This window comes from Cutibacterium granulosum, from assembly GCF_900186975.1.
In the GTDB taxonomy this organism is placed as follows: domain Bacteria; phylum Actinomycetota; class Actinomycetes; order Propionibacteriales; family Propionibacteriaceae; genus Cutibacterium; species Cutibacterium granulosum.
In genome coordinates, this window is the sequence record NZ_LT906441.1 from 1105832 (window position 1) to 1128132 (window position 22301).

Annotated in this window: 20 protein-coding genes; 14 read left to right on the forward strand and 6 right to left on the reverse strand. The window is 64.4% G+C overall.

Annotation, left to right across the window (positions count from 1 at the left end; all coding sequences use genetic code 11):
- Positions 1-46 precede the first annotated feature (46 nt).
- The 6 genes from tkt to dapC all read left to right on the forward strand — a co-directional run bounded on the left by tkt (position 47) and on the right by dapC (position 8923).
- Positions 47-2107 (forward strand): transketolase, encoded by a 2061-nt coding sequence (gene tkt, locus CKV91_RS04635; protein WP_065860917.1) that lies wholly within the window; start codon positions 47-49, stop codon positions 2105-2107.
- A 343-nt stretch (positions 2108-2450) separates the two neighbouring features.
- Complete coding sequence (locus tag CKV91_RS04640) at positions 2451-3998, forward strand: Re/Si-specific NAD(P)(+) transhydrogenase subunit alpha (RefSeq protein WP_065860918.1); 1548 nt, start codon at positions 2451-2453, stop codon at positions 3996-3998.
- 4 nt (positions 3999-4002) lie between these two features.
- Positions 4003-5412, forward strand: coding sequence for an NAD(P)(+) transhydrogenase (Re/Si-specific) subunit beta (locus tag CKV91_RS04645; RefSeq protein ID WP_065860919.1), 1410 nt, complete (start codon positions 4003-4005; stop codon positions 5410-5412).
- A gap of 163 nt (positions 5413-5575) precedes the next feature.
- Positions 5576-7309, forward strand: a complete 1734-nt coding sequence (locus CKV91_RS04650; RefSeq protein ID WP_065860920.1) for a VanW family protein — start codon at positions 5576-5578, stop codon at positions 7307-7309.
- Between the two features lie 147 nt (positions 7310-7456).
- The gene (gene fdxA, locus CKV91_RS04655; RefSeq protein WP_021104522.1) at positions 7457-7777 is read left to right on the forward strand and encodes a ferredoxin; all 321 of its coding nucleotides are present in this window, start codon (positions 7457-7459) and stop codon (positions 7775-7777) included.
- Between the two features lie 12 nt (positions 7778-7789).
- Complete coding sequence (gene dapC / locus CKV91_RS04660; protein WP_021105959.1) at positions 7790-8923, forward strand: succinyldiaminopimelate transaminase; 1134 nt, start codon at positions 7790-7792, stop codon at positions 8921-8923.
- A 96-nt stretch (positions 8924-9019) separates the two neighbouring features.
- Here the strand turns inward: dapC and CKV91_RS04665 are convergent, their stop codons facing one another.
- Both CKV91_RS04665 and dapD read right to left on the reverse strand, forming a co-directional pair.
- Positions 9020-9919, reverse strand: coding sequence for a hypothetical protein (locus CKV91_RS04665; RefSeq protein WP_065860921.1), 900 nt, complete (start codon positions 9917-9919; stop codon positions 9020-9022).
- A 6-nt stretch (positions 9920-9925) separates the two neighbouring features.
- Positions 9926-10873 carry a 2,3,4,5-tetrahydropyridine-2,6-dicarboxylate N-succinyltransferase gene (gene dapD, locus CKV91_RS04670; RefSeq protein ID WP_036957677.1) on the reverse strand — a complete coding sequence of 316 codons (948 nt, stop codon included), beginning with the start codon at positions 10871-10873 and terminating at the stop codon, positions 9926-9928.
- A gap of 58 nt (positions 10874-10931) precedes the next feature.
- Between dapD and dapE the strand changes: the two genes are divergently transcribed.
- Genes dapE through CKV91_RS04685 form a run of 3 tightly spaced genes read left to right on the forward strand, consistent with a single transcriptional unit; the run spans position 10932 to position 12621 of the window.
- Positions 10932-12068, forward strand: a complete 1137-nt coding sequence (gene dapE / locus CKV91_RS04675) for a succinyl-diaminopimelate desuccinylase (protein ID WP_021105962.1) — start codon at positions 10932-10934, stop codon at positions 12066-12068.
- 52 nt (positions 12069-12120) lie between these two features.
- The gene (locus CKV91_RS04680) at positions 12121-12411 is read left to right on the forward strand and encodes a DivIVA domain-containing protein (protein WP_021105963.1); all 291 of its coding nucleotides are present in this window, start codon (positions 12121-12123) and stop codon (positions 12409-12411) included.
- Between the two features lie 42 nt (positions 12412-12453).
- Positions 12454-12621 carry a DUF3117 domain-containing protein gene (locus CKV91_RS04685; RefSeq protein WP_021104515.1) on the forward strand — a complete coding sequence of 56 codons (168 nt, stop codon included), beginning with the start codon at positions 12454-12456 and terminating at the stop codon, positions 12619-12621.
- Between the two features lie 228 nt (positions 12622-12849).
- Here the strand turns inward: CKV91_RS04685 and glgA are convergent, their stop codons facing one another.
- Positions 12850-14046, reverse strand: coding sequence for a glycogen synthase (glgA, locus tag CKV91_RS04690; RefSeq protein WP_021105964.1), 1197 nt, complete (start codon positions 14044-14046; stop codon positions 12850-12852).
- A gap of 129 nt (positions 14047-14175) precedes the next feature.
- Between glgA and glgC the strand changes: the two genes are divergently transcribed.
- Entirely contained in the window at positions 14176-15402 is a 1227-nt protein-coding gene (glgC, locus tag CKV91_RS04695; protein ID WP_021104513.1) for a glucose-1-phosphate adenylyltransferase, read from the forward strand.
- 188 nt (positions 15403-15590) lie between these two features.
- On the opposite strand, the gene CKV91_RS04700 is transcribed toward glgC, so the two are convergent.
- Entirely contained in the window at positions 15591-16244 is a 654-nt protein-coding gene (locus CKV91_RS04700; RefSeq protein WP_021105965.1) for an O-methyltransferase, read from the reverse strand.
- A gap of 106 nt (positions 16245-16350) precedes the next feature.
- Between CKV91_RS04700 and dapA the strand changes: the two genes are divergently transcribed.
- Both dapA and CKV91_RS04710 read left to right on the forward strand, forming a co-directional pair.
- Positions 16351-17232 (forward strand): 4-hydroxy-tetrahydrodipicolinate synthase, encoded by an 882-nt coding sequence (gene dapA, locus CKV91_RS04705; protein WP_021104511.1) that lies wholly within the window; start codon positions 16351-16353, stop codon positions 17230-17232.
- A 36-nt stretch (positions 17233-17268) separates the two neighbouring features.
- Positions 17269-17682 carry a sec-independent translocase gene (locus CKV91_RS04710; protein ID WP_021105966.1) on the forward strand — a complete coding sequence of 138 codons (414 nt, stop codon included), beginning with the start codon at positions 17269-17271 and terminating at the stop codon, positions 17680-17682.
- 272 nt (positions 17683-17954) lie between these two features.
- Here the strand turns inward: CKV91_RS04710 and CKV91_RS04715 are convergent, their stop codons facing one another.
- Entirely contained in the window at positions 17955-19118 is a 1164-nt protein-coding gene (locus CKV91_RS04715) for an Mrp/NBP35 family ATP-binding protein (RefSeq protein ID WP_021105967.1), read from the reverse strand.
- A gap of 149 nt (positions 19119-19267) precedes the next feature.
- On the opposite strand from CKV91_RS04715, the gene CKV91_RS04720 reads away from it, so the two are divergent.
- Positions 19268-19768 (forward strand): YflT domain-containing protein, encoded by a 501-nt coding sequence (locus CKV91_RS04720; protein WP_021105968.1) that lies wholly within the window; start codon positions 19268-19270, stop codon positions 19766-19768.
- Between the two features lie 4 nt (positions 19769-19772).
- Here the strand turns inward: CKV91_RS04720 and CKV91_RS04725 are convergent, their stop codons facing one another.
- Positions 19773-21293, reverse strand: coding sequence for an aminopeptidase P family protein (locus CKV91_RS04725; RefSeq protein WP_065860922.1), 1521 nt, complete (start codon positions 21291-21293; stop codon positions 19773-19775).
- 136 nt (positions 21294-21429) lie between these two features.
- Here CKV91_RS04725 and CKV91_RS04730 point away from each other — a divergent pair, with 136 nt between their 5' ends.
- Entirely contained in the window at positions 21430-22155 is a 726-nt protein-coding gene (locus CKV91_RS04730) for a zinc ribbon domain-containing protein (RefSeq protein ID WP_021104504.1), read from the forward strand.
- Positions 22156-22301: the final 146 nt, after the last annotated feature.

Sequence of the window (22301 nt, forward strand, 5' to 3'; positions counted from 1 at the left end):
TCCGCTTTTCACGTCCGCATCGATCGCACTGCTGAGAGGAAGACACGTGACCACTCAATTCACTTGGACCGAGGACGACCAGCGTGCCGTAGACACGGCGCGGGTGCTGGCCGTCGACGCTGTCGAGAAGGCGGGCAACGGCCATCCTGGAACCGCCGTCTCCCTGGCCCCGCTGGCCTACCTGCTGTTCCACAAGGTCATGAGGATCGACCCCCAGGACCCATCCTGGCAGGGACGCGACCGGTTCGTCCTGTCAGCCGGCCACTCCTCGCTCACCCTGTACAACCAGTTGTACCTGACCGGTTGCGGACTGGAACTCGACGATCTCAAGGCACTGCGCACCTGGGGGTCCAAGACCCCTGGCCATCCCGAGTACGGGCACACCGATTTCGTCGAGACCACCACCGGTCCGCTGGGATCGGGCACTTCCAATGCCGTCGGCATGGCCATGGCAGCTCGCCGTGAGCGCGGACTGCTCGACCCGGACGCCGAACCCGGCACCAGCCCGTTCGACCACTTCGTCTACGCCATCGCCGGCGACGGCTGCCTGCAGGAGGGTGTCTCGGCCGAGGCGTCCTCGCTGGCCGGCACCCAGGAGTTGGGCAACCTCATCGTCCTGTACGACGACAACCGGATCACCATCGAGGGCCAGACCGGCATTGCCTTCACCGAGGACGTCGAGGCCCGCTACCGTGCCTATGGGTGGGACGTCCAGCACGTCGACTTCACCCGTGGCGGCACCGACTACGTCGAGGACGTCGAGGGGCTGTACCGGGCCATCGAGGCCGCCAAGGCCGTCACCGACAAACCTTCGCTCATTCGGGTGAGCACCGTCATCGGCTGGCCGATGCCCCACCTGCAGGGCAGCGCCTCGGTACACGGTGCCAAGATCGGCACCGCAGAGATCACCGCCCTCAAGCAGACCCTCGGTTTCGACGACGAGCCGTTCGCCATCGACACCGACCTGGTGGAGCGAGTGCGCTCCTGTCGGGCCGAGCAGTCCCGTGCCGAGCGCAGCAGCTGGGATGACGCCTTCGCCTCCTGGCGTGACGCCCACTCGGACAAGGCTGCCTGCTATGACCGGATCTCCCGGCGCGAGCTGCCGGAGGATCTCAGCCTGCCGACCTTCGAGCCGGGCAGGATGAGTACCCGCAAGGCTTCGGGAACCGTCCTCAACGCCCTGGCCGATCAGATGCCCGAGCTGTGGGGTGGATCCGCCGACCTGGCAGGGTCCAACAACACGTCAATGGCCGGTGCCCCGTCCTTCCTGCCCGAGAGCCGGGTGAGCGAGACGGCCCCCGGTGGACCCTACGGGCGTACCCTGCACTTCGGCATTCGGGAACATGCCATGGGCGGGATCATCAACGGCATCACCCTGTCGGGCCTCACCCGTTGCTATGGCGGCACCTTCTTCGTCTTCTCCGATTACATGCGCCCTGCGGTGCGTCTGGCCGCCCTCATGAAGATCCCGTCGATCTTCGTGTGGACCCACGACTCGATCGGCGTCGGTGAGGACGGGCCGACCCACCAGCCGATCGAGCACCTGGCTGCGTACCGCGCCATCCCTGGCTTGGACGTCATCCGTCCGGCAGACGCCAACGAGACGGCCGTGGCCTGGCGAACCGTGCTGGAGCACACCGATCGTCCCTCGGCCCTCGTCCTCACCCGTCAGGACGTGCCCACCGCGGATCGTACCCAGTGCGCCAGCGCCGAGGGGACGGCCAGGGGCGGCTACGTCCTGTCCGAGGCATCGTCCGACCCGCAGCTCATCCTCATCGCCACTGGTTCGGAGGTTGGAGTTGCCCTCGAGGCACAGCTGAGCCTCGAGAAGGCGGGGGTCCCCACCCGTGTGGTGTCCATGCCGTGTCAGGAGTGGTTCGACGCCCAGGACACCGACTATCGCGAACAGGTGCTGCCCAGCGATGTGAAGGCTCGGGTCAGTGTCGAGGCCGGAATCGCCATGGGATGGGCCAAGTACGTCGGCTGCGAGGGTGCCTCGGTGTCCATCGAGCGCTTCGGAGCCTCTGCCTCCGGGGACGTGTGCATGGAGAAGTTCGGCATGACGGCCGAACACGTCGTCACCGTTGCGCAGCAGCTGCTCTCCTGACCGGGTGCTGAGTATGGCGGAGGCGTCTGCCAGCAGGTGATGTTGTTCACATCCGAGCAGGCGTCCCCGTCAGGAACGCGGACACGCCACCGGTATCGCTGGCCCACGCACCGGCATCTGGGCCCGGCGTGGCTGGTGCCCACCGAGCCGGGGCAGGGCCTGGTTGCTCATAGTTGGATTCGTGTGTTCACCACGCCATTCGAGCAACACCCACAACGACATGCTGTCGTAGTAACCTGTGGGTGCCAACGCCAATGACGGCTTCGCACCCGTCGACGGGAAAAATGTGCACAGCACGGTCCCAGGCGATGAAAAATGATCGTAAGGAAAAAGAGTCAGGGACATGAGAATCGGAATACCACGGGAAGTCGTCCCGGGTGAGAACAGGGTCGCTGCGACGCCGACCACGGTGGCGGCGATCCGCAAACTCGGGTACGACATCGCAGTCGAACATCACGCCGGAGACAACGCGTCTCTGCCCGATGACGCCTACGAGAAGGCCGGGGCGACGCTGACCGACTCCACCACGGTGTGGGGGTCGAGCATCGTCCTGGCAGTCAACGAACCCTCCGACGAACAGATCGGGCTCATGCAGCGTGGCGCGATTCTCGTCACCTTCCTGCACCCGCGGCAGGATCTCGAGCTCACCCAGAAGTTGCAGTCTGCTGGCATCACCGGCATGAGCATGGACATGGTGCCGCGCATCTCGCGTGCCCAGTCGATGGACGCCCTGAGCTCAATGGCCAACATCTCCGGCTACCGTGCCGTCGTCGAGGCAGCCCATGCCTACGGACGCACCTTCGGCGGTCAGGTGACGGCGGCCGGCAAGGTGCCCCCGGCCAAGGTCTTCGTCATCGGAACCGGCGTGGCCGGTCTGGCCGCCTTGGGCGCCGCCAACTCCATGGGTGCCGAGGTCTACGCCACCGACGTGCGCCCCGAGACCGCCGAGCAGGTGCAGTCGATGGGTGCCACCTTCCTGCACGTGCGTCAGTCCGATGCCGGCGGCGATCAGGGCGTGAGCTCCGACGGCTACGCCAAGGAGACCTCCGACGACTACAACGCACGTGCTGCCGAACTGTACCTGGAGCAGGCCGGCAAGGACGACGTCATCATCACCACAGCCGCCATCCCCGGCAAACCGTCCCCCAGGCTCATCACCGCCGACATGGTTGCGGCCATGAAGCCCGGGTCGGTCATCGTCGACCTGGCTGCCCTGGGCGGTGGCAACTGCGAGCTCACCCGCCCCGGTGAGAAGTACGTCACCGACAACGGCGTGACGATCATCGGCTACATCGACCTGCCCTCCCGGCTCGCCGGTCAGTCCTCCCAGCTGTACGGCACCAACCTCGTCAATCTGCTCAAGCTCGTCACCCCAGACAAGGACGGCCAGATCGTCCTCGACATGGACGACGAGGTCGTGCGCACCATGACGGTGTGCAAGGACGGTGAGCTGCTCTACCCACCGCCTCCGGTGCAGGTGGCAGCAGCCCCCAAGCCGGCCGCCAAGGCTCCCGAACCCGTCGAGGAGGTGAAGAAGGAGCCGCGCCCGTGGACCTACAGCTTCGGCATCGTCACGGCGCTGGCCGTCGTCCTCATCGCGCTGCTCACCTTCGCCCCGGCCAGCTTCGTCGAGCTCTTCGGCACCTTCGCCATTGCCGTCGTCGTGGGCTACTACGTCGTGTGGAACGTCACCCACGCCCTGCACACCCCACTCATGAGCGTGACGAACGCCATCAGCGGCATCATCATCGTCGGTGCCGTCACCCAGCTCGGCAGCGGATCGTGGGCCATCAAGATCATTGCGGCGATCACGGTGCTCATCGCCAGCATCAACATTTTCGGTGGCTTCACCGTCACCCAGCGCATGCTCAAGATGTTCCGAAAGGCCTGATGACATGTCTGAGACCCTGTTCAACTTCATCAACGCCTCGTACATCGTCGCTGGCGTTCTGTTCATCCTCGCCCTGGCCGGACTGTCGAAGTTCGAGACCTCCAAGCGAGGCAATGCCTTCGGCATGGTTGGCATGCTCATCGCCATCATCGCCACCATCGTGTGGCTGGTCCGAATGCCCGACTACCATCCCAGTTCGATGCTGCTGCTCTTCATCCCGATGATCATCGGTGGGGCCATCGGCGTCATGAAGGCCGTCAAGGTCGAGATGACCGGGATGCCCGAGCTCATCGCCCAGCTGCACTCCTTCGTCGGTCTGGCAGCCGTGCTCATCGGTTTCGGAGCCTTCCTGGAGGACGGCGACGCTGCCACCACCTTCCAGCTCTCCGAGATCTGGATCGGTGTGTTCATCGGTGCGCTCACCTTCACCGGATCCCTGGTGGCGTGGGGCAAACTCTCTGGCAAGATTGCCTCGAAACCACTCGCCATCCCCGGCCGCAACTGGATCAACCTCGGCCTGGTCGTGGGCATCATCGTGTGCGGCATCTGGTTCTCCAACGTCACCGGTGGAATCGCCTGGCTGCCGCTCATCCTGCTCACCCTCATGTCACTGGTCCTGGGCTTCCATCTGGTGGCAGCCATCGGCGGTGCCGACATGCCGGTTGTCATCTCGATGCTCAACAGTTACTCGGGTTGGGCCGCAGCGTTCTCCGGGTTCAGCCTGCAGATCCCGGTGCTCATCGTCACCGGCGCCCTGGTCGGTTTCTCCGGTGCCATCCTGTCCTACGTCATGTGCAAGGCCATGAACCGCTCGTTCACCTCGGTGATCCTCGGTGGATTCGGCGATGCCATCGCCAAGCAGGACGACGGTCCCGCCGGTGAGATCACCGAGATCAAGGCCGACGAACTCGCCTCCCAGCTGGCCGATGCCAGCAAGGTCATCATCGCTCCCGGCTATGGCATGGCCGTCGCCCAGGCGCAGTACCCGGTGGCCGATCTCGCCGCCAAGCTCACTGCGCAGGGTGTCGACGTCCAGTTCGCCATCCACCCGGTGGCCGGACGTCTGCCGGGCCACATGAACGTGCTGCTCGCCGAGGCTCACGTCCCCTACGACATCGTCATGGAGATGGACGAGATCAACGAGGACTTCTCCGACGCCGACATCGTCTTGGTCATCGGGGCCAACGACACCGTCAACCCTGCCGCCACCGAACCCGGCACCCCGATCTCCGGCATGCCGGTGCTGCACGTGTGGGAGGGTAAGGAGGTCGTCGTCTTCAAGCGCTCCATGAAGCCCGGTTATGCCGGTGTGGAGAACCCACTGTTCTTCATGGACCAGACCAGGATGCTCTTCGGTGACGCCAAGGCCAGCGTCGAGGCGATCAATGCTGCACTGCCTGTCGAGGCGCATTGATGTGGTGTCAACCTGAGCAAGGTTCACCGCGCTGAGGCCTTGTTGCCGAGTGCCCCCGCCACCCCTCGACTGGGTGCGGGGGCACTCGGCGTCTAAGATGACTCGAGGTTCTGCGTCTTGTGTGCAGGACGGTACCAGCTGATTCTCGACAGGACGGACAAGCGTGGCACAGACATCCGCGAAGCATCGCAGGGCGATCATCGGGGTCTCCATTGCGGCAGCGCTCATCGTTCTCCTCGGCGGCACGTACCTAACCGGTCATGCCATGGCGAACGGCACCATGCCGGCCAAGACCACCGTCGAGGGGGTCCCCATCGGGCGAATGGACCACACCACCGCCGAGGCGACACTCAGGGACGAGCTCGGTCCGAGGATGACTGCTCCGATCACTGTTGCCGACCGCGGCACCAAGGTCACCATCGACCCCGCCAAGGCGGGGCTTGTCGTTGACTGGGACGCGACGATGGATCGTGCCGGTGCCAAGAACTCGTGGAATCCTGCCACCATCTGGAACACCCTGCTCGGGGGCGGTCCAGTGCCGCTGCAGACCAAGGTCGACACCACTGCCGTGGAGAAGACGATCGACAAGAACGCAGGCGCATTTGCCATCAATGCCAAGGACGCCACCGTTCACCTCGATGGTGCCAGGATCGTCACCAGGAAGGCCGTGCAGGGCCGCGATCTCGACGTTCCCGCCACTGCGAAGTCAGTGGAGGCAGCATGGCATGAGATGAAGACCACCGTGCCGGCAACGGTCAAACGTCCTGTTCCAGATGTCACGGACAAAGCCGTTGACGAGGTCGTCACCAAGCAGCTCAAACCCATGTTGTCCGGCCCGGTGCGGGTGAAGACCTCACGCGGTGATTTCGCGGTGACCCCCGAACAGATCGCCAAGGTGACGACGATCACGACCAAGGACAGGAAAATCACCGCCAATACCGACACGTCGAAGCTCTACAACAACGTGATTCCTCACCTGGGTCTTGGCTTCACTCAGCCGCACGATGCCTCATTCACCCTTGCCGGTGGCAAGCCCACGGTCGTCCCCTCGTCGGTGGGGGAGGGGATCGTCGAGAAGGACTTCACCGCCATCGTTGGTTCCGCACTCACCCGGACCGGATCACAACGTGACGTCTCGGTTCCCGTCAAGAAGCTGGATCCGGCATTCTCCACCGACCAGGCTAATGCGGCCGGGGTCAAGACCGTCATCGGGGAATTCACGACGACGTTCCCGCATGCGGACTACCGCAACACCAATCTGGGTCTCGCTGCCAAGCACATCAACGAGTCCTACGTTGCACCCGGCAAGACGTTCAGCCTTGACAAGGAACTCGGAGCACGAAATTCCAGTACTGGATATGTTGATGGGTGGGTCATTGAAGGTCCCTCCCTCGTCAAGGAAGTTGCCGGGGGAGTGTCGCAATCTGCGACGACGGTGTTCAACGCCGCATTCTTCGCAGGGATGACCGATGTCGAGCACCATCCGCACACTCTGTATTTCAGCCGATACCCCATGGGCCGAGAGGCCACCTTGTACTCAGGTTCCCTGGACGTGAAGTTCCGCAATGACACCAAGTACGGCGTCCTGGTGCAGGCGTCCGTGACGCCATCCACCCCATCGTCGCAAGGTTCGATCACCGTGCGCCTGTGGTCCACCCCCAGCTGGGATCGCATCACTGCCACCGATCCGAAGGTCACCGACAAGAAGCCGCCGTCCACGATCACCCAGAGTGGCAAGGACTGCCATGCCCAAGGTGGATCCGAGGGCTTCCACGTGACCTATTCCCGCCAGTTCTGGAAGGGCGGCTCGGTCGCTAAGGAAGAGCCCTTCGCGTGGACCTACCAACCCACGAACCAGATCGTCTGTCAGCCTGCCAAGGACGGGAAGAAGAGCTGAGCAGACGAGTGACGTGCGAATTGCGTCCGGGCACGCCACTCGGTGAGAACCAGGCAACGTGTCACATGGGTCTAGAGTGGGTGCAGATCGTCAAACCGTGATCCCTGCTGGCAACAGTAATCATCGGAGAAAAGTGAGGAGAGCGAGATGACATACGTCATTGGCCTGCCCTGCGTGGACGTCAAGGACCGCGCCTGCGTCGAGGAGTGCCCGGTCGACTGCATCTATGAAGGCGAGCGCACGCTGTACATCCACCCCGACGAGTGTGTCGACTGTGGAGCCTGTGAGCCCGTCTGCCCCGTCGAGGCCATCTACTACGAGGACGACCTGCCCGACGACCAGGGCAAGTTCCTCACCATCAACTCCGAGTTCTTCGACTCGCTGGGTTCCCCGGGCGGTGCCGCACGGCTCGGACCGACCGGTACGGATCATCCGCTCGTCACCGCCCTGCCTCCCCAGGGTGAGTGAGCCGACGCACCCATGACACGTCGTCTCGTCTCGGCCACCCTGCCCAGCTTCCCGTGGGACACCATTGCGCAGGCACGCAGGATGGCTGAATCACATCCGGACGGGTTGGTCGACCTTTCAGTGGGCACCCCTGTCGATCCCACTCCGCAGTTCGTCCAGCATGCCCTTGCCGAGGCCTCGGATGCCCACGGCTATCCCACGGTGTGGGGTACTGCACAACTGCGGGACGCCATCGTGGGCTATCTGGAGCGCCGGTGGTCGGTGCGTGGACTGCACCATGAGAACGTGCTGCCAGTCATCGGCACCAAGGAGCTCGTTGCCTGGCTGCCCACCCAGCTGGGGTTGTCTTCGGACAGCACGGTCATCGTGCCGATCACGGCCTACCCGACCTACCGAGTGGGCGCCCAGCTCGCCAGGGCTCGGATCGTTGCTGCGGATCATCCCGATCAGCTCGCCGATTCCCCTGATCCCGATGGCTCTGTCGACCTCATCTGGATCAATTCCCCGGCGAATCCCAGTGGGCGGGTGATGTCGGCAGACGAGCTGCGAAGCTGGGTCCGTTACGCTCGCCGCACTGATGCCGTGCTGGTCTCCGATGAGTGCTACGGGGAGTTCGTCTGGGACGGAAAGGCGTACTCGATCCTTGACGACGAGATCTGCGGCGGTGATCACAGCGGCCTGCTCGCGGCGTACTCGTTGTCGAAACGATCCAACATGGCCGGCTACCGTGCCGGGTTCCTGGCCGGTGATGAGACGCTCATCAGCGAGCTCCTCACAGTACGGAAGCATTCCGGGCTCATGGTCTCCACTCCGGTGAGTGCTGCCATGGTTGCCGCCCTGGATGATGACGGACACGTCAAGGTCCAGGCAGATCGTTACCGGCGGCGTCGCGGAATCATGATGTCTGCCTTGCAGGACGCCGGGTGCCGGATCGACGACTCCCAGGGCTCGCTGTACCTGTGGGCCACGTGTGGTGAGGACTGCCGGGCCACCGTGGACAGGTTCGCCCGCCTGGGTGTTCTCGTTGCCCCCGGCGACTTCTACGTGGCAGGCACGAGCCAGCACGTGCGGGTGGGACTCACCGCCAGTGATGAGCGGATCGCAGCTGCGGCACAACGGCTGCGTGCGGGTCGCGGAGCCGCGTGACCAGTCTCACGCAAGCCCCGTACGCCAAGCTGGCAGCACGCATGGGATGACGGGCATGACGTCATCCCATGGCCTACCGTCGCGGGACCCGGCAGCTCAGGACGCTGCGATGACGGATCCGCCGTGAACGCTTCCGGCCCCTCCCGGACTACCGGCGGGTTGAGCCGGAACCGCCGTCCACTGAGCGAAGTGTTGCGGATCGTGCTTCCACACCTGATTCTCGGCATGTGCCTCGAGGAGTCGCGACCGGTTCGTCGAGGCCATGGTGATGTTGATCGCAGCGCGCAGCGTGGTGGCAGAGGTGGCACCGATGGTCACCGTGTCGCCGGTGGCGCGAATCGTCGCCACCGTGCCCAGCCCCTTGCGGGTGTGGGCAGCCAGCTGTGCGGCAGGAGCCGCCAGCGACGAACGATTGATGCAGGACACCATCTGGGCAGACTGGCCGGTGAGCACGCTGGCCCATGCCCGGGCCTTGGCGACGTGCTTGCGGTAGCCGTCGGGCACCCCAGAACGCTGTACCTCCTGGGCGACGTCATTGATGTCGCCAGTGCGCCAGTCGGACACGTGCACCAGCTCATCGTAGAACTTGCCAGACGCATACCACGGGTCACGCACCTGCTTCGCCGTTCCCCATCCCTGGGATGGGCGCTGCTGGAACAGGCCCAGGGAGTCACGGTCGCCGTAGTCCAGATTGCGCAGTCCGGACTCCTGCATCGCCGTGGCCAGGGCGATAGACGCGGCACGAGGTGACAGGCCGCGTCGGATGGACTCGGCGACGATGATCGCGGCGTTCTCCGACTGTTCCAGGTCCAGCCAGTAGGTCTCGGAGTCCACCACGACGTGACATCCCTCGGCGTCGGTTCGGGCAGCGGGCTTGACCTTGTGCCACATCTTCACCCCAACGATCGCGAGCGCTGCGACGAGCGTCACGCTGACGAGGAGAGCCACTGCGGTCCGTGCGCCGTCCCTGCGGCGTCTACGAGCGTGCCGTGCCATGGTTGCTCAGTTCGAGTGCAACTCGGCATTGAGCTCGATCGAGGCACCCGAACGGCTCAATGCCTTGACGGTTCCGCTGGTGGAGTCCCGGATGAACAGCAGGTCGGAGGCACCGGAGAGCTCACGGGCCTTGACGATTCGATCGTCGGGCAGGGTCACCTTGGTGCCGGCAGTGAGGTACAGGCCGGCCTCGACGACGCAATTGTCGCCCAGCGAGATGCCCAGACCGGCCTCGGCGCCCAGCAGGCATCCTTCCCCGATCGTCACCTGTTCCTTGCCGCCGCCGGACAGGGTGCCCATGATCGAGGCACCACCACCGATGTCCGAGCCGTTTCCCACGACCACTCCCTGCGAGACACGGCCTTCCACCATCGAGGCGCCCAGGGTACCGGCATTGAAGTTGACGAATCCCTCGTGCATGACGGTCGTTCCCGGTGCCAGATGGGCACCCAGCCGGATGCGGTCGGCATCGCCGATGCGCACCTCGGAGGGGACGATGTAGTCGACCATTCGAGGGAACTTGTCCACCAAGTGGACCACCAGGGCAGTACGGGTGGAGCGGGATTCGATGCGGGCGTGGTCCAGGTCGTCCACCCGGCACGGTCCGAAGTTGGTCCATGCATTGTTCGGCAGCACGGAGAAGATGCCGTCCAGGTTGATGGTGCGAGGCTGGCAGAGTCGTCGCGAGAGCAGGTGCAGACGAAGGTAGGCGTCCGAGACGTCGGCAGGCGGCTCGTCAAGATTGATGACGGTGCGCACGATCTCACTGTGCACCCGACGGATGGGGTCCAACCCAGCATCGACCGCGAGATGGAATCGGTCATGGAAGGGGGTGTCATCGGGGTCGCCGAGCTTGGGATTGGGGAACCATGTGTCGAGAACCTCACCATCGACGTGGACGGTGGCCAGGCCCCATCCCCAGGCAGTGCGTGGTTGAGAAGTCGTCTGCGTCATGCTCACGAGTTTAGCGGCCAGTCGGTGCTCACCCACCTGTCCACTAATATCAAGTGTCATGAGCCTGCCATCTGCGAACCCGGCGCACCTCGACACGACGAATCTGCATGAACTGTTCCGCGACCTGGTCGATTTCCCATCGGTCTCACAGCAGGAAGGTCCGTTGGCCGACGCGGTGGAGGCGGTACTGCGCGAGATTACCGGCCTGCAGGTCGACCGGATCGGCAACTCCGTGGTGGCCCGCACCGACATGGGGCGACCCGAGCGCGTCCTCATCGCCGGGCACCTGGACACCGTACCGATCGTCGACAACCTCCCGTCCCACGTGCACACCGTCGATGGTGAGGAATACCTGGTGGGACGGGGCACCTGCGACATGAAGGGTGGTGTGGCAGTGGCCCTGTACCTTGCCAGCCACCTGCACGAACCCAACCGAGACCTCACCTTCGTCTTCTACGAGGCCGAGGAGATCGCTGCCGAACACAATGGGCTGGGCAAAATCGCTGCCGCGCGACCAGACCTGCTGCATGCCGATCTCGCGATCCTCATGGAACCCACCGATGGTGTGGTCGAGGGAGGTTGTCAGGGAACGATGCGGTTCACCCTGGACGTCGCGGGACAGGCGGCACACTCGGCGCGTTCCTGGAAGGGACGCAACGCCATCCACCGGCTGCTGCCCATCCTGCAGATCCTCTCCGACTGGCAGCAGCACGACCCACACGTGCTGGTCGAGGGGCTGCGATTCCGGGAGGGACTCAACGCGACGATGCTGCAGGCCGGCGTGGCCGGAAACGTCATTGCACCCAGCGCGAAGATCCAGATCAACTACCGGTTCGCCCCCGACAAGACGGCAGCCCAGGCCAGGACTGCCATGGAGGAGTTGTTCGCCGACTGGCCGATGACGGTGCTCGATCTCTCCTCGCCGGCACGTCCGGGGCTGGACCAGCCACTGGCCACGTCCTTCGTCGCGGCAGTGGGGAGCCAACCGGGCCCCAAGTACGGGTGGACCGACGTCGCCCGGTTCAGCGAGCTCGGGATTCCAGCCCTCAACTTCGGCCCTGGTGACCCGATGTATGCTCACAAAGATGACGAATGCTGTCGACTGGCGTCTCTCGACGAGACACTGGCGGCACTGGTCACCTGGCTGGACCAGGACGACGTGATCAAACTGGCAGGGGAGGGCGGAAGGCCGTGACGACGAGTGAGATCGAGCGAGGCCTGTTCACCAGGATGATTGGGGAGAGCAAGTGATCTGGTTCCTGTGCGTCATCGTCGTCGTCATCATGGGGTTGGCCGTCATGGCCGGATCCGGGAAATTTGGTGACGTGCCTGCCACCGTGGACGATCGCCCGGTGCCAGACCTCCCCGAGGGAGAACTCTCGCCAGCTGACATTCGCAATGCGAAATTTGCCACCGTACGACGGGGATACTCACCGGCACAGGTGGATGCCCTACTGGACCGACTTGCCAGTCAGATGAGCGCCGATCCCGCCATGAACCAGACCGGTGATCCCGATTCTCGGACGGATGCGGAATAATGGAAGGGACTCACCCACTGCGAACGAGCAAGGAAGTATGACATGGCAGCTATGAAGCCACGTACCGGTGACGGTCCCATGGAGGTTGCGAAGGAGGGGCGCGGCATCATCATGCGTGTCCCGGTGGACGGCGGTGGCCGTCTGGTTGTCGAGCTGAACGCGGAGGAAGCTGCGGAGCTCCACAAGTGCTTGCAGGAAGTCGTCGGCTGACATTTTGCTTCGCTGCGATGCAGGGCCCGGGGGGTGACCTCGGGTCCTGCTGCATCTCTGGGATTCCTGAGCCTCTGGTCAGGCTCATTGGCATTCATGGGTGTGGACGCCGGTGCGGTCCCTGCTCCAGGCATGTGAATCCCTGCATGATGCCACTGGTGAGCAGCGTGCTCCTCGATGCGTCGTTGACGACAGGCGGTTTCTCCTGACCAGAGGGTCGGGTGGTCCTCACAGTTCAGGTGCCAGGTGGTGTATCGCGGCCTGGCGGTACACCTGCAGCGTCTGGTCGGCAATCCTCGCCCAGGAGAACTCGTCGATGCAGCGCTGGCGACCCGCCCGACCGAACTGCGCGGCCAGCTGCGCGTCTCGAGTGAGCATGTTGATCCTCTCGGCGAAGGACGATCGGAATCGGGCCACCTCGTCTGGGGTGGAGGAATCGGTGGGTACCCCGTCGACGAGCCAACCGGTCTGCCCGTCGACGACGACCTCGGGGATACCGCCGACGGCCGAGGCGACCACCGGTGTGGCACAGGCCATGGCCTCAAGATTGACGATTCCCAAGGGCTCGTAGACCGACGGGCAGGCGAAGACCGTGGCGGCGGAGAGCACCTGACGTACGTCGGCACGTGGCAGCATCTGCTCCACTCGCAGCACTGGCGCCTTGCGGGCCGCCTTGAGGTCGGTGAATGCCGCATCGAACTCGGCGGCGATCTGTGGGGTGTCGGCGGCTCCGGCGAGCAGTACCACCTGGGTGTCCGGGTCGAGCTCCAGGGCAGCACGCACCAGGTGGACCAGCCCCTTCTGCCTCGTGATCCGTCCGACGAAGACCACCGAGGGGGCATGAGGGTCCATCCCGATCCGGGTGCACACATCGGTCTCGTCCACCGGATGGAACTCCTCGGTGTCCACCCCGTTGCGCACGACGTGAACCGTGTTCGGATCCAGCTGGGGATAGGCGCTCAGGACATCCTTGCGCATGCCGTCCGACACGGCGATGATTGCGTCGGCAGCCTCGTAGGCGCTGCGTTCGGCCCACGACGACAGCCGGTATCCACCACCCAGCTGCTCGGCCTTCCACGGGCGGAATGGTTCGAGGGAGTGGGCGCTCACGACGTGCGGCACGTCGCGGTAGATTCCGGTGAGCATACCGGCCAGGTTGGCGTACCAGGTGTGGGAGTGCACGAGATCGACGTCCTCGTCGATGGCAGCCACCATGGACAGATCTGCGCCGAACACGCGTAGCGCTGGGTTGGCACCAGCAGGGAAATCCTCCCGGTGGGCGGTGGCGCCGTCCCGGGGCTCTCCCATGCATTGCACGTCGACGTCGACAAGATTGCGCAGGTGAGGGACGAGCTGGGCGACGTGGACGCCGGCTCCGCCGTAGATTGATGGTGGGTACTCGCGGGTCAGGATGGACACCTTCATGCCCCGATCGTCCCACACTCAGGCAGTTCTCAGTGTTGGTTGCTCGATCTACGGAGACCGGGGGAGGAAAGCTTGTGGTCCGAGTAGGATTTGGCGTGTCCCAACCGTCGCAGGGAATAGGTTCACATCATGGCAACGTCGCACACCAAAGTCCTGTCCATAGTCCTTGCCGGTGGTGAGGGGAAACGTCTCATGCCGCTCACGACGGACCGTGCCAAACCGGCTGTCCCATTCGGAGGCACGTACCGGCTCATCGATTTCGTCCTGTCGAATCTGGCCAATTCAGGGCTGACGAGGATTGCCGTCCTCACCCAGTACAAATCGCACTCCTTGGACCGTCACATCTCCCAGGCATGGCGTATGAGCACCATGCTCGGCAACTACGTCACCCCGGTACCAGCCCAACAGCGGCTCGGTCCACGATGGTTCCAAGGCAGTGCCGATGCCATCTTCCAGTCCCTCAACCTCATCAATGACCAGGATCCCGACTACGTCGTCGTCTTCGGGGCCGACAACATCTACCGCATGGACGTCTCCCAGATGCTGGAGGCGCACGTCGAGTCCGGATTGAACTGCACCGTCGCTGGAATCCGCGTCCCGCGCAAGGATGCCTCGGCCTTTGGCATCATCGACGCCGCGCAGGACAACAAGATCAACAGTTTCTTGGAAAAACCTGCTGATCCGCCGGGCCTGCCCGACTCACCGGAGGAGTCGTACGCGTCGATGGGCAACTACATCTTCAGTCGGGACGCCCTGGTCGAGGCACTCTTCGCAGACTCCCAGTCCGCTGAGTCGCGTCATGACATGGGTGGCGACATCATCCCGAGATTCGTCGAGGCCGGGGACGCGCAGGTCTACGACTTCTGTGACAACCAGGTGCCCGGAACCACCGAGAAGGATCGGGACTACTGGCGTGACGTGGGAACCATCGATGCCTACCACGACGCGCACATGGACCTCGTGTCGGTGGAACCGGAGTTCAACCTCTACAACCCCGACTGGCCGATCTGGAGCATCCAGGAACAGGCACCGGGAGCGAAATTCGTCATGCGTGGTTCCTGCGACGACACCTTGGTCTCCTCCGGGTGCATCATCTCGGGCACCGACATCTACCGCACCGTGCTGGGGCCGCGAGTACGCATCGAACGGTGGGCCCGGGTCGATGAGTCCATCCTCATGAACAACGTGTGCATCGGCTCCAACGCCACCGTGCACCGGGCCATCCTCGACAAGAACGTCATCGTTCCCGACGGGGCCCAGGTGGGTGTGGACCATGAGCACGACCGGGCTCGTGGATTCACGGTCTCACCGACGGGGGTCACCGTGGTGGGCAAGGGAATCACCGTTCCGTACTGATACTCCCATGCCGGACGCGTCCAGTCGGTGCTGTGTGGCTGGTCGACGGGCTCAGCCTGGCAGGGCCCCGGGTTCCTGCCAGGGCGTGTGGAATGACACGTCAGGTGATGCCCCGGACCGGCGTCAAACCGCCCGGACCACTTCGAGAGGGCACATCAACGCTGCCTAGGTGCGGCCCTCGAGCTCGATCAGTCCTTGACGGCCAGCAGCAGGCCAACTCCCACCGGTACCAGTGAGGTGGTCAGCCCTTCGGTCTGCTGCACCGATTCCAGGGCTTCCCGAATGATGAGGGTGTCGTCGTCCTGATTGTCTGGATCGGCGAGATGGTAGCTCGCCAGGGCATCGTTCATGATGAGCAGACCACCGGAGCGCAGCAGCCGCAACGCCTGGGAGAGGTACTCGACGTACTCGAGTCGGTCCCCGTTGATGAGCACGAGATCGTAGGCCCCGTCGCGCAGCTTGGGAAGCACGTCCAACGGGTTGGACGCGATGGTGCGGAATCGGTTGGTGGCGATCTGGGCCTCCTTGAGCACCTCGCGGGCCGTCTCCTGGTGGAAGGTCTCGGGGTCGACGCTGGTGAGGACCCCGCGCTGCGCCATACCGCTGAGCAGGGACAGTGCCGTCACCCCGGCATCCGTACCAATCTCGACAGCCGTCTGCGCTGACACCAGCCGGGTCAGGAAGGTGAGCATCGCAGCCGTTCCTGAGGTGACCGTAGGCAGACCGTCCTCGAGGGCAGCTGCGTGCGCGTTGCGAAACGCCTCCGAGGGGGCGACGAAATCTTCGGAATACTCCCAGGAGGCAATATCCAGCTGGGACGGACGAGACTCTTGAGGATTCACGCCCTCAAGCCTACCGGTATCCTCGAAGGCACACCGTCGAAGTCGGTTCAGGTGGCGGGTGCGGGCGGTTAGCATGGGTTTCACGTGCCAACGGAAGGTCTATGCCATGTCTGATCCTGTTTTCGGTCGTCTGTTGACGGCCATGGTGACTCCGATGACCGACGACTTCGCGGTGGATCTGGACCGTGCCGGGGAACTTGCCCAGCGACTAGTGGATGAGCAGGCCAATGATGGTCTCGTCGTCAATGGGACGACCGGGGAGTCGCCGACCACCACGGACGAGGAGAAGGCAGACATCGTCCGAACGACCAGACAGGCAGTGGGAGACCGCGCCCAGATCATCGCCGGGGTGGGGTCGAACATCACTGCTCACAGCGTGCGGATGGCCAAGCAGGCTCAGCAGGCAGGTGCCGATGGGCTGCTCGTCGTCACTCCGTACTACTCCAAGCCCACCCAGGAGGGCATCTATCAGCACTTCATGGCCGTCGCGCAGGCCACCGACCTGCCGATCATGGTCTATGACATTCCTGGGCGTACCGGTACTGCGATTGCGACGCAGACACTCGTCCGGCTGGCCGATCACCCGCAGATCGTCGCCGTCAAGGATGCCAAGGGCCAGCTCGTCGAATCGGCGAAGGTCATGGCAGACACCACGCTGGCCTACTACTCCGGCGACGACGCCATCACCCCGGCACTGCTGAGTCTGGGCGGGGTGGGACTGGTGGGCACCTCCACCCATTTCACCGGACGGCGGATGCAGCAGATCTTCCAGGCTCGCCTGGCTGGACGTCTGGACGAAGCCTTGGCGATCTATCGGGAGATCCTGCCGCTGCTCACCGGTGTGTTCGACCTGCCGGGGCTGACGATGGTCAAGGCTGGTCTGGCCCATCAGGGTTTTGACGTCGGACCGACGCGACTGCCCATGGTCCCTGCCACGGGCGAGCCGGTCGAACGATTCTGCGAGCTGCTCGACCGGATCGATCTGTGATCGCGTCCCGTCCGGTGCACCGCTAGAGTAGGAGCCATGTCCACCGCATCGCCCTCCGAGATCGGGGTTCTCATCATTCTGGGCGTGCTCATCTTCGGCCCGGAGAAATTGCCGGAATTCGCCCGCAAGGCCGCTCGCGTCACGCACTACCTGAAGAACATCGCCAACAGCACGCGTGACCAGTTGCGTGACGAGCTGGGCCCGGAATTCGCCGACCTGGACTATCGCGACCTCAATCCCAAGAACTTCGTCCGCAAGTACGTCATCAATGGCATGCAGGACGACATCGACGATCTGCGCTCAGATCTGCACGACGTGCAGACGGCCTTGGACCTGTCCACGGTGGATGATCCGGCAGCGACGTCAGCGGTGTCCGAGTCGCAGAGCCAGGAGGAGAGCGTCGAGGTGGTGGACGGCATGGTGGTGCCCTTCGACGTCGAAGCCACTTGAGCTTTCCAGCGGACACGTGGCGGAAACTCCCGTGACAGGCGCTGCCGGGCGTCACGATGACGGATGTGCTCGTTGCCGGAGCAGCCTGAGTCGCTCAGGAAGGATGACGCCGGCGGGGAGTGAAAACGTGGGTACCGGTGAGGTCGACTGACAGCGCTCCGACTGTCGGCAACGGGTCTGACTCAACGAGGATGCGATACGCGGTGTGAATATTGATGAGGGGCACCGGACATGCCGGCACCCCTCGTCGTCAGGTGGGTACGTCGGGCTTCTCAGGCGTTGTTCGTCGGTGAGACGCCGAGGTGCATCCCCGACAGGCCACGGGGACAGGAGTCCAGGTTCTTGGCCAGCTCGACGATGGCCTGGGCAGCCGGGGACTCCGGGTGTGCGGTGACGATCGGATCACCCTCGTCGCCGCCCTTGCGCAGCTCGATGTCCATGGGGACCTGGGCCAGCAGCGGCACCTCGGTACCCAACCGCTTCGACAGGGCATTGGCAGCCTCCTGACCACCGCCGGAGCCGAACAGGTCGATCCGGTACTCCTTACCGGTGTCGGGGGCGGTGAACGCCAGCCACGACATGTTCTCCACCACGCCGATGATCTTCTGGTTCATGAGGGCAGCCATCGTCCCGGCACGCTCTGCCACCTCGGAGGCGGCCTGTTGCGGGGTGGTGACGACGAGCACCTCGGCGGTGGGAACCTTCTGGCCCAGGCTCATGGCGATGTCGCCGGTGCCGGGTGGCAGGTCGAGCAGCAGGTAGTCGAGATCTCCCCAGTGCACGTCGGCCAGCAGCTGGGTGAGGGCGCGGTCGAGGATCGGGCCACGCCAGGCGATGACATCGTCCTTGTTGGGCTTCATCATGCCGATGCTGATCGTCTTGATGCCCATGGCGGGCACCGGCAGGAGCAGGTCGTCCAGCGGGGTGGGGTGGGCGTCACCTGCACCGAGCATGTCGGGAATCGAGTGGCCGTAGATGTCAGCGTCCAGCAGACCGACCGATCGGCCCATCCCAGCCAGGGCCAGGGCCAGGTTGACGGTCATCGACGACTTGCCGACGCCGCCCTTGCCGGAGGCCACGGCAATGACCTTGGTGGTGTTGCCCGGCTCGGCGAACGGGATGGTGGGTTCGGGGGCGCCACCACGAAGCTGCTCACGCACGGCGGCGCGCTGCTCGTCGGTCATGGACCCGAGCTCGACGTAGGCACCACGCACTCCGTCGACGGAGGTGGCTGCTTCGGTGACGTCCTCACGCAGGGTGTCCTTGAGTGGACATCCCGGAACCGTCAGGAGAATGCGAATGTAGGCGCGGCCGTTGTCGTCGACGGATACCTCGTCAACCATGCCGAGGTCGGTGATGGGTCGCCTGATCTCCGGATCCTGTACACGAGACAGCGCCTCATGGATCGCTGGGACAAGCGGGTTTTCGGTGCTCATATGCATTGTCTACACACCTGAGCACCGCCCGGGCAAGTTCTCCGGCAGCTGACCGATGCCGTCGGTACACGCCGGGAGCTCACTTGGTCGTCGGCAGGGCATCTGGCCCCGTAGGATGGTCGTACCCGAACCTGTGAGGTGACCATTTCATGCAGCCTGCCCACGTGTCGTCCCTGTTCCAGCTGGAATATCCGAAGCCCGTTGTCGTCGTCAACGACTACGAGACGGCGCAGAAGGTGGTCGATCATCTCTCCGACAAGGAGTTCCCGGTGGAGAATCTGTGCATCGTCGGCACCGACCTGCGCAGCGTCGAGCGGGTCATTGGTCGCAAGACCTGGGGCACGGTGCTCGGTCAGGGTGCCATCTCCGGGGTGGGTATGGGCCTGCTCGTCGGACTCATGATGTCGTTCTTCTACTCGCTCAACAGTCTGGTCGTCATGTTGCTGTCCGGCCTGCTCATCGGAGTGGTCATCGGCATGATCACCGCGGCCATCACGTATGCCATGAGTCGTGGGGAGCGCGACTACAACTCGGTGCAGCAGGTGGTGGCCACCCACTATGAGGTGCTCGCCGAGCACAAGGTGGCCCAACAGGCCCGCGACCTCGCGCTGGAGCTGCGCGAGGTGCGCGACCAGGTGTTCAACGCCTGACGTCTCAGCCCCAGAGGTCAGCGATCCAGGCCTCAACCTCGTCGATCTCGCGCGGGCAGTCCTTCGACAGCCACTCGGGTTCACCGTCGGTGATGCACAGGTCGTCCTCGATGCGCACCCCGATGCCTCGGAACTCCTCGGGAACGAGCAGGTCGGTCTGCTTGAAGTAGATGCCGGGTTCGTCGGACATGCACATCCCCTTGCGCAGGGGGCCAGAGTAGTCCTCACGGCGGGCCTGGGAGCAGTCGTGGACGTCCAGACCGAGATGATGGCTCGTGCCGTGCACCATCCAGCGACGGAACTGACCGCCCTCGGGGGAGACGGCGTCGTCCACACTCACCGGAAGGATCCCCCAGTCGGCCAGGTACTCACAGATGACCCGGATCGCCGCCTGGTGGATCTCGGCGTGGTCATGGCCCACCCGAGCCACCTTGGCGGCGGCGTCCTGGGCATCCAGGACGGCTTGGTAGACCCGGCGCTGGGCCGGTGAGAACGTGCCGCTGATGGGCAGGGTACGGGTGATGTCTGCGGTGTAGAGGGAGTCGATCTCGATGCCGGCGTCGATGAGGATGAGTTCTCCGGGGCGCAGGTCGCCGTCGTTGCGCACCCAGTGCAGGGTGTTGGCGTGGTCGCCGGCGGCACAGATCGAGCCGTACCCGACGTTGTTGCCCAGGTGACGGGCGTGCAGTCCGAAAATGCCTTCCATCCATCGCTCGCCGCGGCCGCGCCGCACGGCCTCGGGCATCTGACGGATCATGTCCTCGAATCCCACCTTCGACCTACGGCAGGCGTCGCGCAGCTGCTCGATCTCCCAGTCGTCCTTGCAGAATCGGGCGTCTGAGGTGAACTCGTCGAATGCCTCGTCGGCAGCTGCGTCGCCACGTCCAGAGGTGGTCTGACGGGCGACGTCGACCTTGTCGGTGATCGACGGATCGGCCTCCCGGATGACGCGCAGCGGCGCGGAACCGCCCGGGGCCGAACTGCTGAGGGCGGCATCCAGCTCGGCGATGTCACGGCACTGCAGGCCGGTCATCGTCGACATCTCCTCCAACGACTCGCGCTTTCCGACCCACATCTCGCCGTAGGTGGGATCGGCGTAGAACTCCCGATCGGTGCGCGGGGCGCGCGGTTTGAAGTACAGCACGTCGCGGGTGGTGGACCCGGTGGTGTCGATGACGAGCACCGCGTTGGGCTCCCGATCGGTGCCCAGCCCGGAGTAGTAGACGAACGTCGTGTGTGGACGAAACGGGAAGTCGCAGTCGTTGTTGCGACGCATGAGCACGCCAGCGGGGATGACGAGCACCTCGCCGGGGAACCTTGCGGCCAGGACGTCACGGTGCGTGCGCGCCGAGGGCACCGAGTCCAGGGGCTGTGGCATGGTGGAGTCGTAGGGCTGCCAGCCAGTGGGGATGAAGTCACGAAACGCCTGGGAGAACGGGGTCTGGCGTTTGGGGACCTTCTGCTCATCAGCGGCCTGGATCTGGGAACCGGCGGGCCTGCCGGAACGATCAGTCACATCAGTCATGGAAACTCTCGCCTCTCCGTCGAATGTGCGATGGGTGTCATTGTAATGAGCCGGGTCCAGCCGGATAGGCTGGCTCTCACAAGTTCAGCAGAGTCTGGTGGTCAAGCTCCCCGGGTTCACAGTTGCAGGAGGTAGCGTGAAGGCAGCACCGCAGGACCAGTGGAAACTTCTCGACCTGGCCGAGACCGACCGGCTCATCGCCCGTAGGCGTCATGATCGCAAGGTTCTTCCCCAACTCGCCGAGCTCAGGAAACTTGCTGGCTCGCGTCAGAGCCTCGCCGAGGATCTTGTCGCCAAGCAGACGGTCGTCTTCGACCTCAAGGCCGACCAGAAGCGCATCGAGGCAGACCTTGCCCCGGCGAGGGCCCGTCTGGAGCGCAACCAGGCCACGGTGGATGCCGGCCAGATCGATCACAAGGCACTGCGCGGTCTCACCGACGAGATCGAGCACCTCAAGCGGCGTATCGGTGATCTGGAGGATGCCGAGCTCGACATCATGCAGCGGGTCGAGGAGGCTGAAGCGGCTCAGGAGCAGGCCGACGAGGCCCGCAAGGCCCTTGACGGCCACATTCGCGAGGTGCTGGCTTCCCGGGACCATGACCTCTCCGAGATCGACGCCGAGCTCAAGCGTCTCGTCGCGCAGCGCACCGCCCAGGCCGGGGCGCTCCCGGCCGATCTGCTCAAGCTGTACCAGACTCTGCTGGAACGCACCGGGATGGGGGCCGGCAGGTTGGAGCATGGCGTGTGCAGTGCCTGCGGAATCGTCGCCAATCCTGGCGACCAACGCCGCTACGACCAGGCCCCGGCAGACGAGGTGCTGCGCTGTGAGGAGTGCGACCGCATCATGGTGCGTCCCCTGTGAGACGACATTTCCTTTGAGGAGTGGGGCTCTGAGTGGTGAATGGGATTCTGACCGGGCCGTGGTCCGAGGTGGGCCGGTCACGTTCCGGCGAAGGTGCTCGAGGTGGAGAGTGCCGGTTCCGCCAGGTGTGGTGTGCCCCATCGGCT

Excerpts from the sequence above, each read along its gene's own strand:
- CKV91_RS04715 (WP_021105967.1), bottom strand. The coding sequence starts at position 19,118 with ATGAGCACCGAAAACCCGCTTGTCCCAGCGATCCATGAGGCGCTGTCT.
- glgC (WP_021104513.1), top strand. The coding sequence starts at position 14,176 with ATGGCAACGTCGCACACCAAAGTCCTGTCCATAGTCCTTGCCGGTGGT.
- CKV91_RS04720 (WP_021105968.1), top strand. The coding sequence starts at position 19,268 with ATGCAGCCTGCCCACGTGTCGTCCCTGTTCCAGCTGGAATATCCGAAG.
- dapA (WP_021104511.1), top strand. The coding sequence starts at position 16,351 with ATGTCTGATCCTGTTTTCGGTCGTCTGTTGACGGCCATGGTGACTCCG.
- CKV91_RS04645 (WP_065860919.1), top strand. The coding sequence starts at position 4,003 with ATGTCTGAGACCCTGTTCAACTTCATCAACGCCTCGTACATCGTCGCT.
- CKV91_RS04710 (WP_021105966.1), top strand. The coding sequence starts at position 17,269 with ATGTCCACCGCATCGCCCTCCGAGATCGGGGTTCTCATCATTCTGGGC.
- CKV91_RS04665 (WP_065860921.1), bottom strand. The coding sequence starts at position 9,919 with ATGGCACGGCACGCTCGTAGACGCCGCAGGGACGGCGCACGGACCGCA.
- dapE (WP_021105962.1), top strand. The coding sequence starts at position 10,932 with ATGAGCCTGCCATCTGCGAACCCGGCGCACCTCGACACGACGAATCTG.
- glgA (WP_021105964.1), bottom strand. The coding sequence starts at position 14,046 with ATGAAGGTGTCCATCCTGACCCGCGAGTACCCACCATCAATCTACGGC.
- fdxA (WP_021104522.1), top strand. The coding sequence starts at position 7,457 with ATGACATACGTCATTGGCCTGCCCTGCGTGGACGTCAAGGACCGCGCC.
- CKV91_RS04685 (WP_021104515.1), top strand. The coding sequence starts at position 12,454 with ATGGCAGCTATGAAGCCACGTACCGGTGACGGTCCCATGGAGGTTGCG.
- CKV91_RS04640 (WP_065860918.1), top strand. The coding sequence starts at position 2,451 with ATGAGAATCGGAATACCACGGGAAGTCGTCCCGGGTGAGAACAGGGTC.
- CKV91_RS04725 (WP_065860922.1), bottom strand. The coding sequence starts at position 21,293 with ATGACTGATGTGACTGATCGTTCCGGCAGGCCCGCCGGTTCCCAGATC.
- dapD (WP_036957677.1), bottom strand. The coding sequence starts at position 10,873 with ATGACGCAGACGACTTCTCAACCACGCACTGCCTGGGGATGGGGCCTG.
- dapC (WP_021105959.1), top strand. The coding sequence starts at position 7,790 with ATGACACGTCGTCTCGTCTCGGCCACCCTGCCCAGCTTCCCGTGGGAC.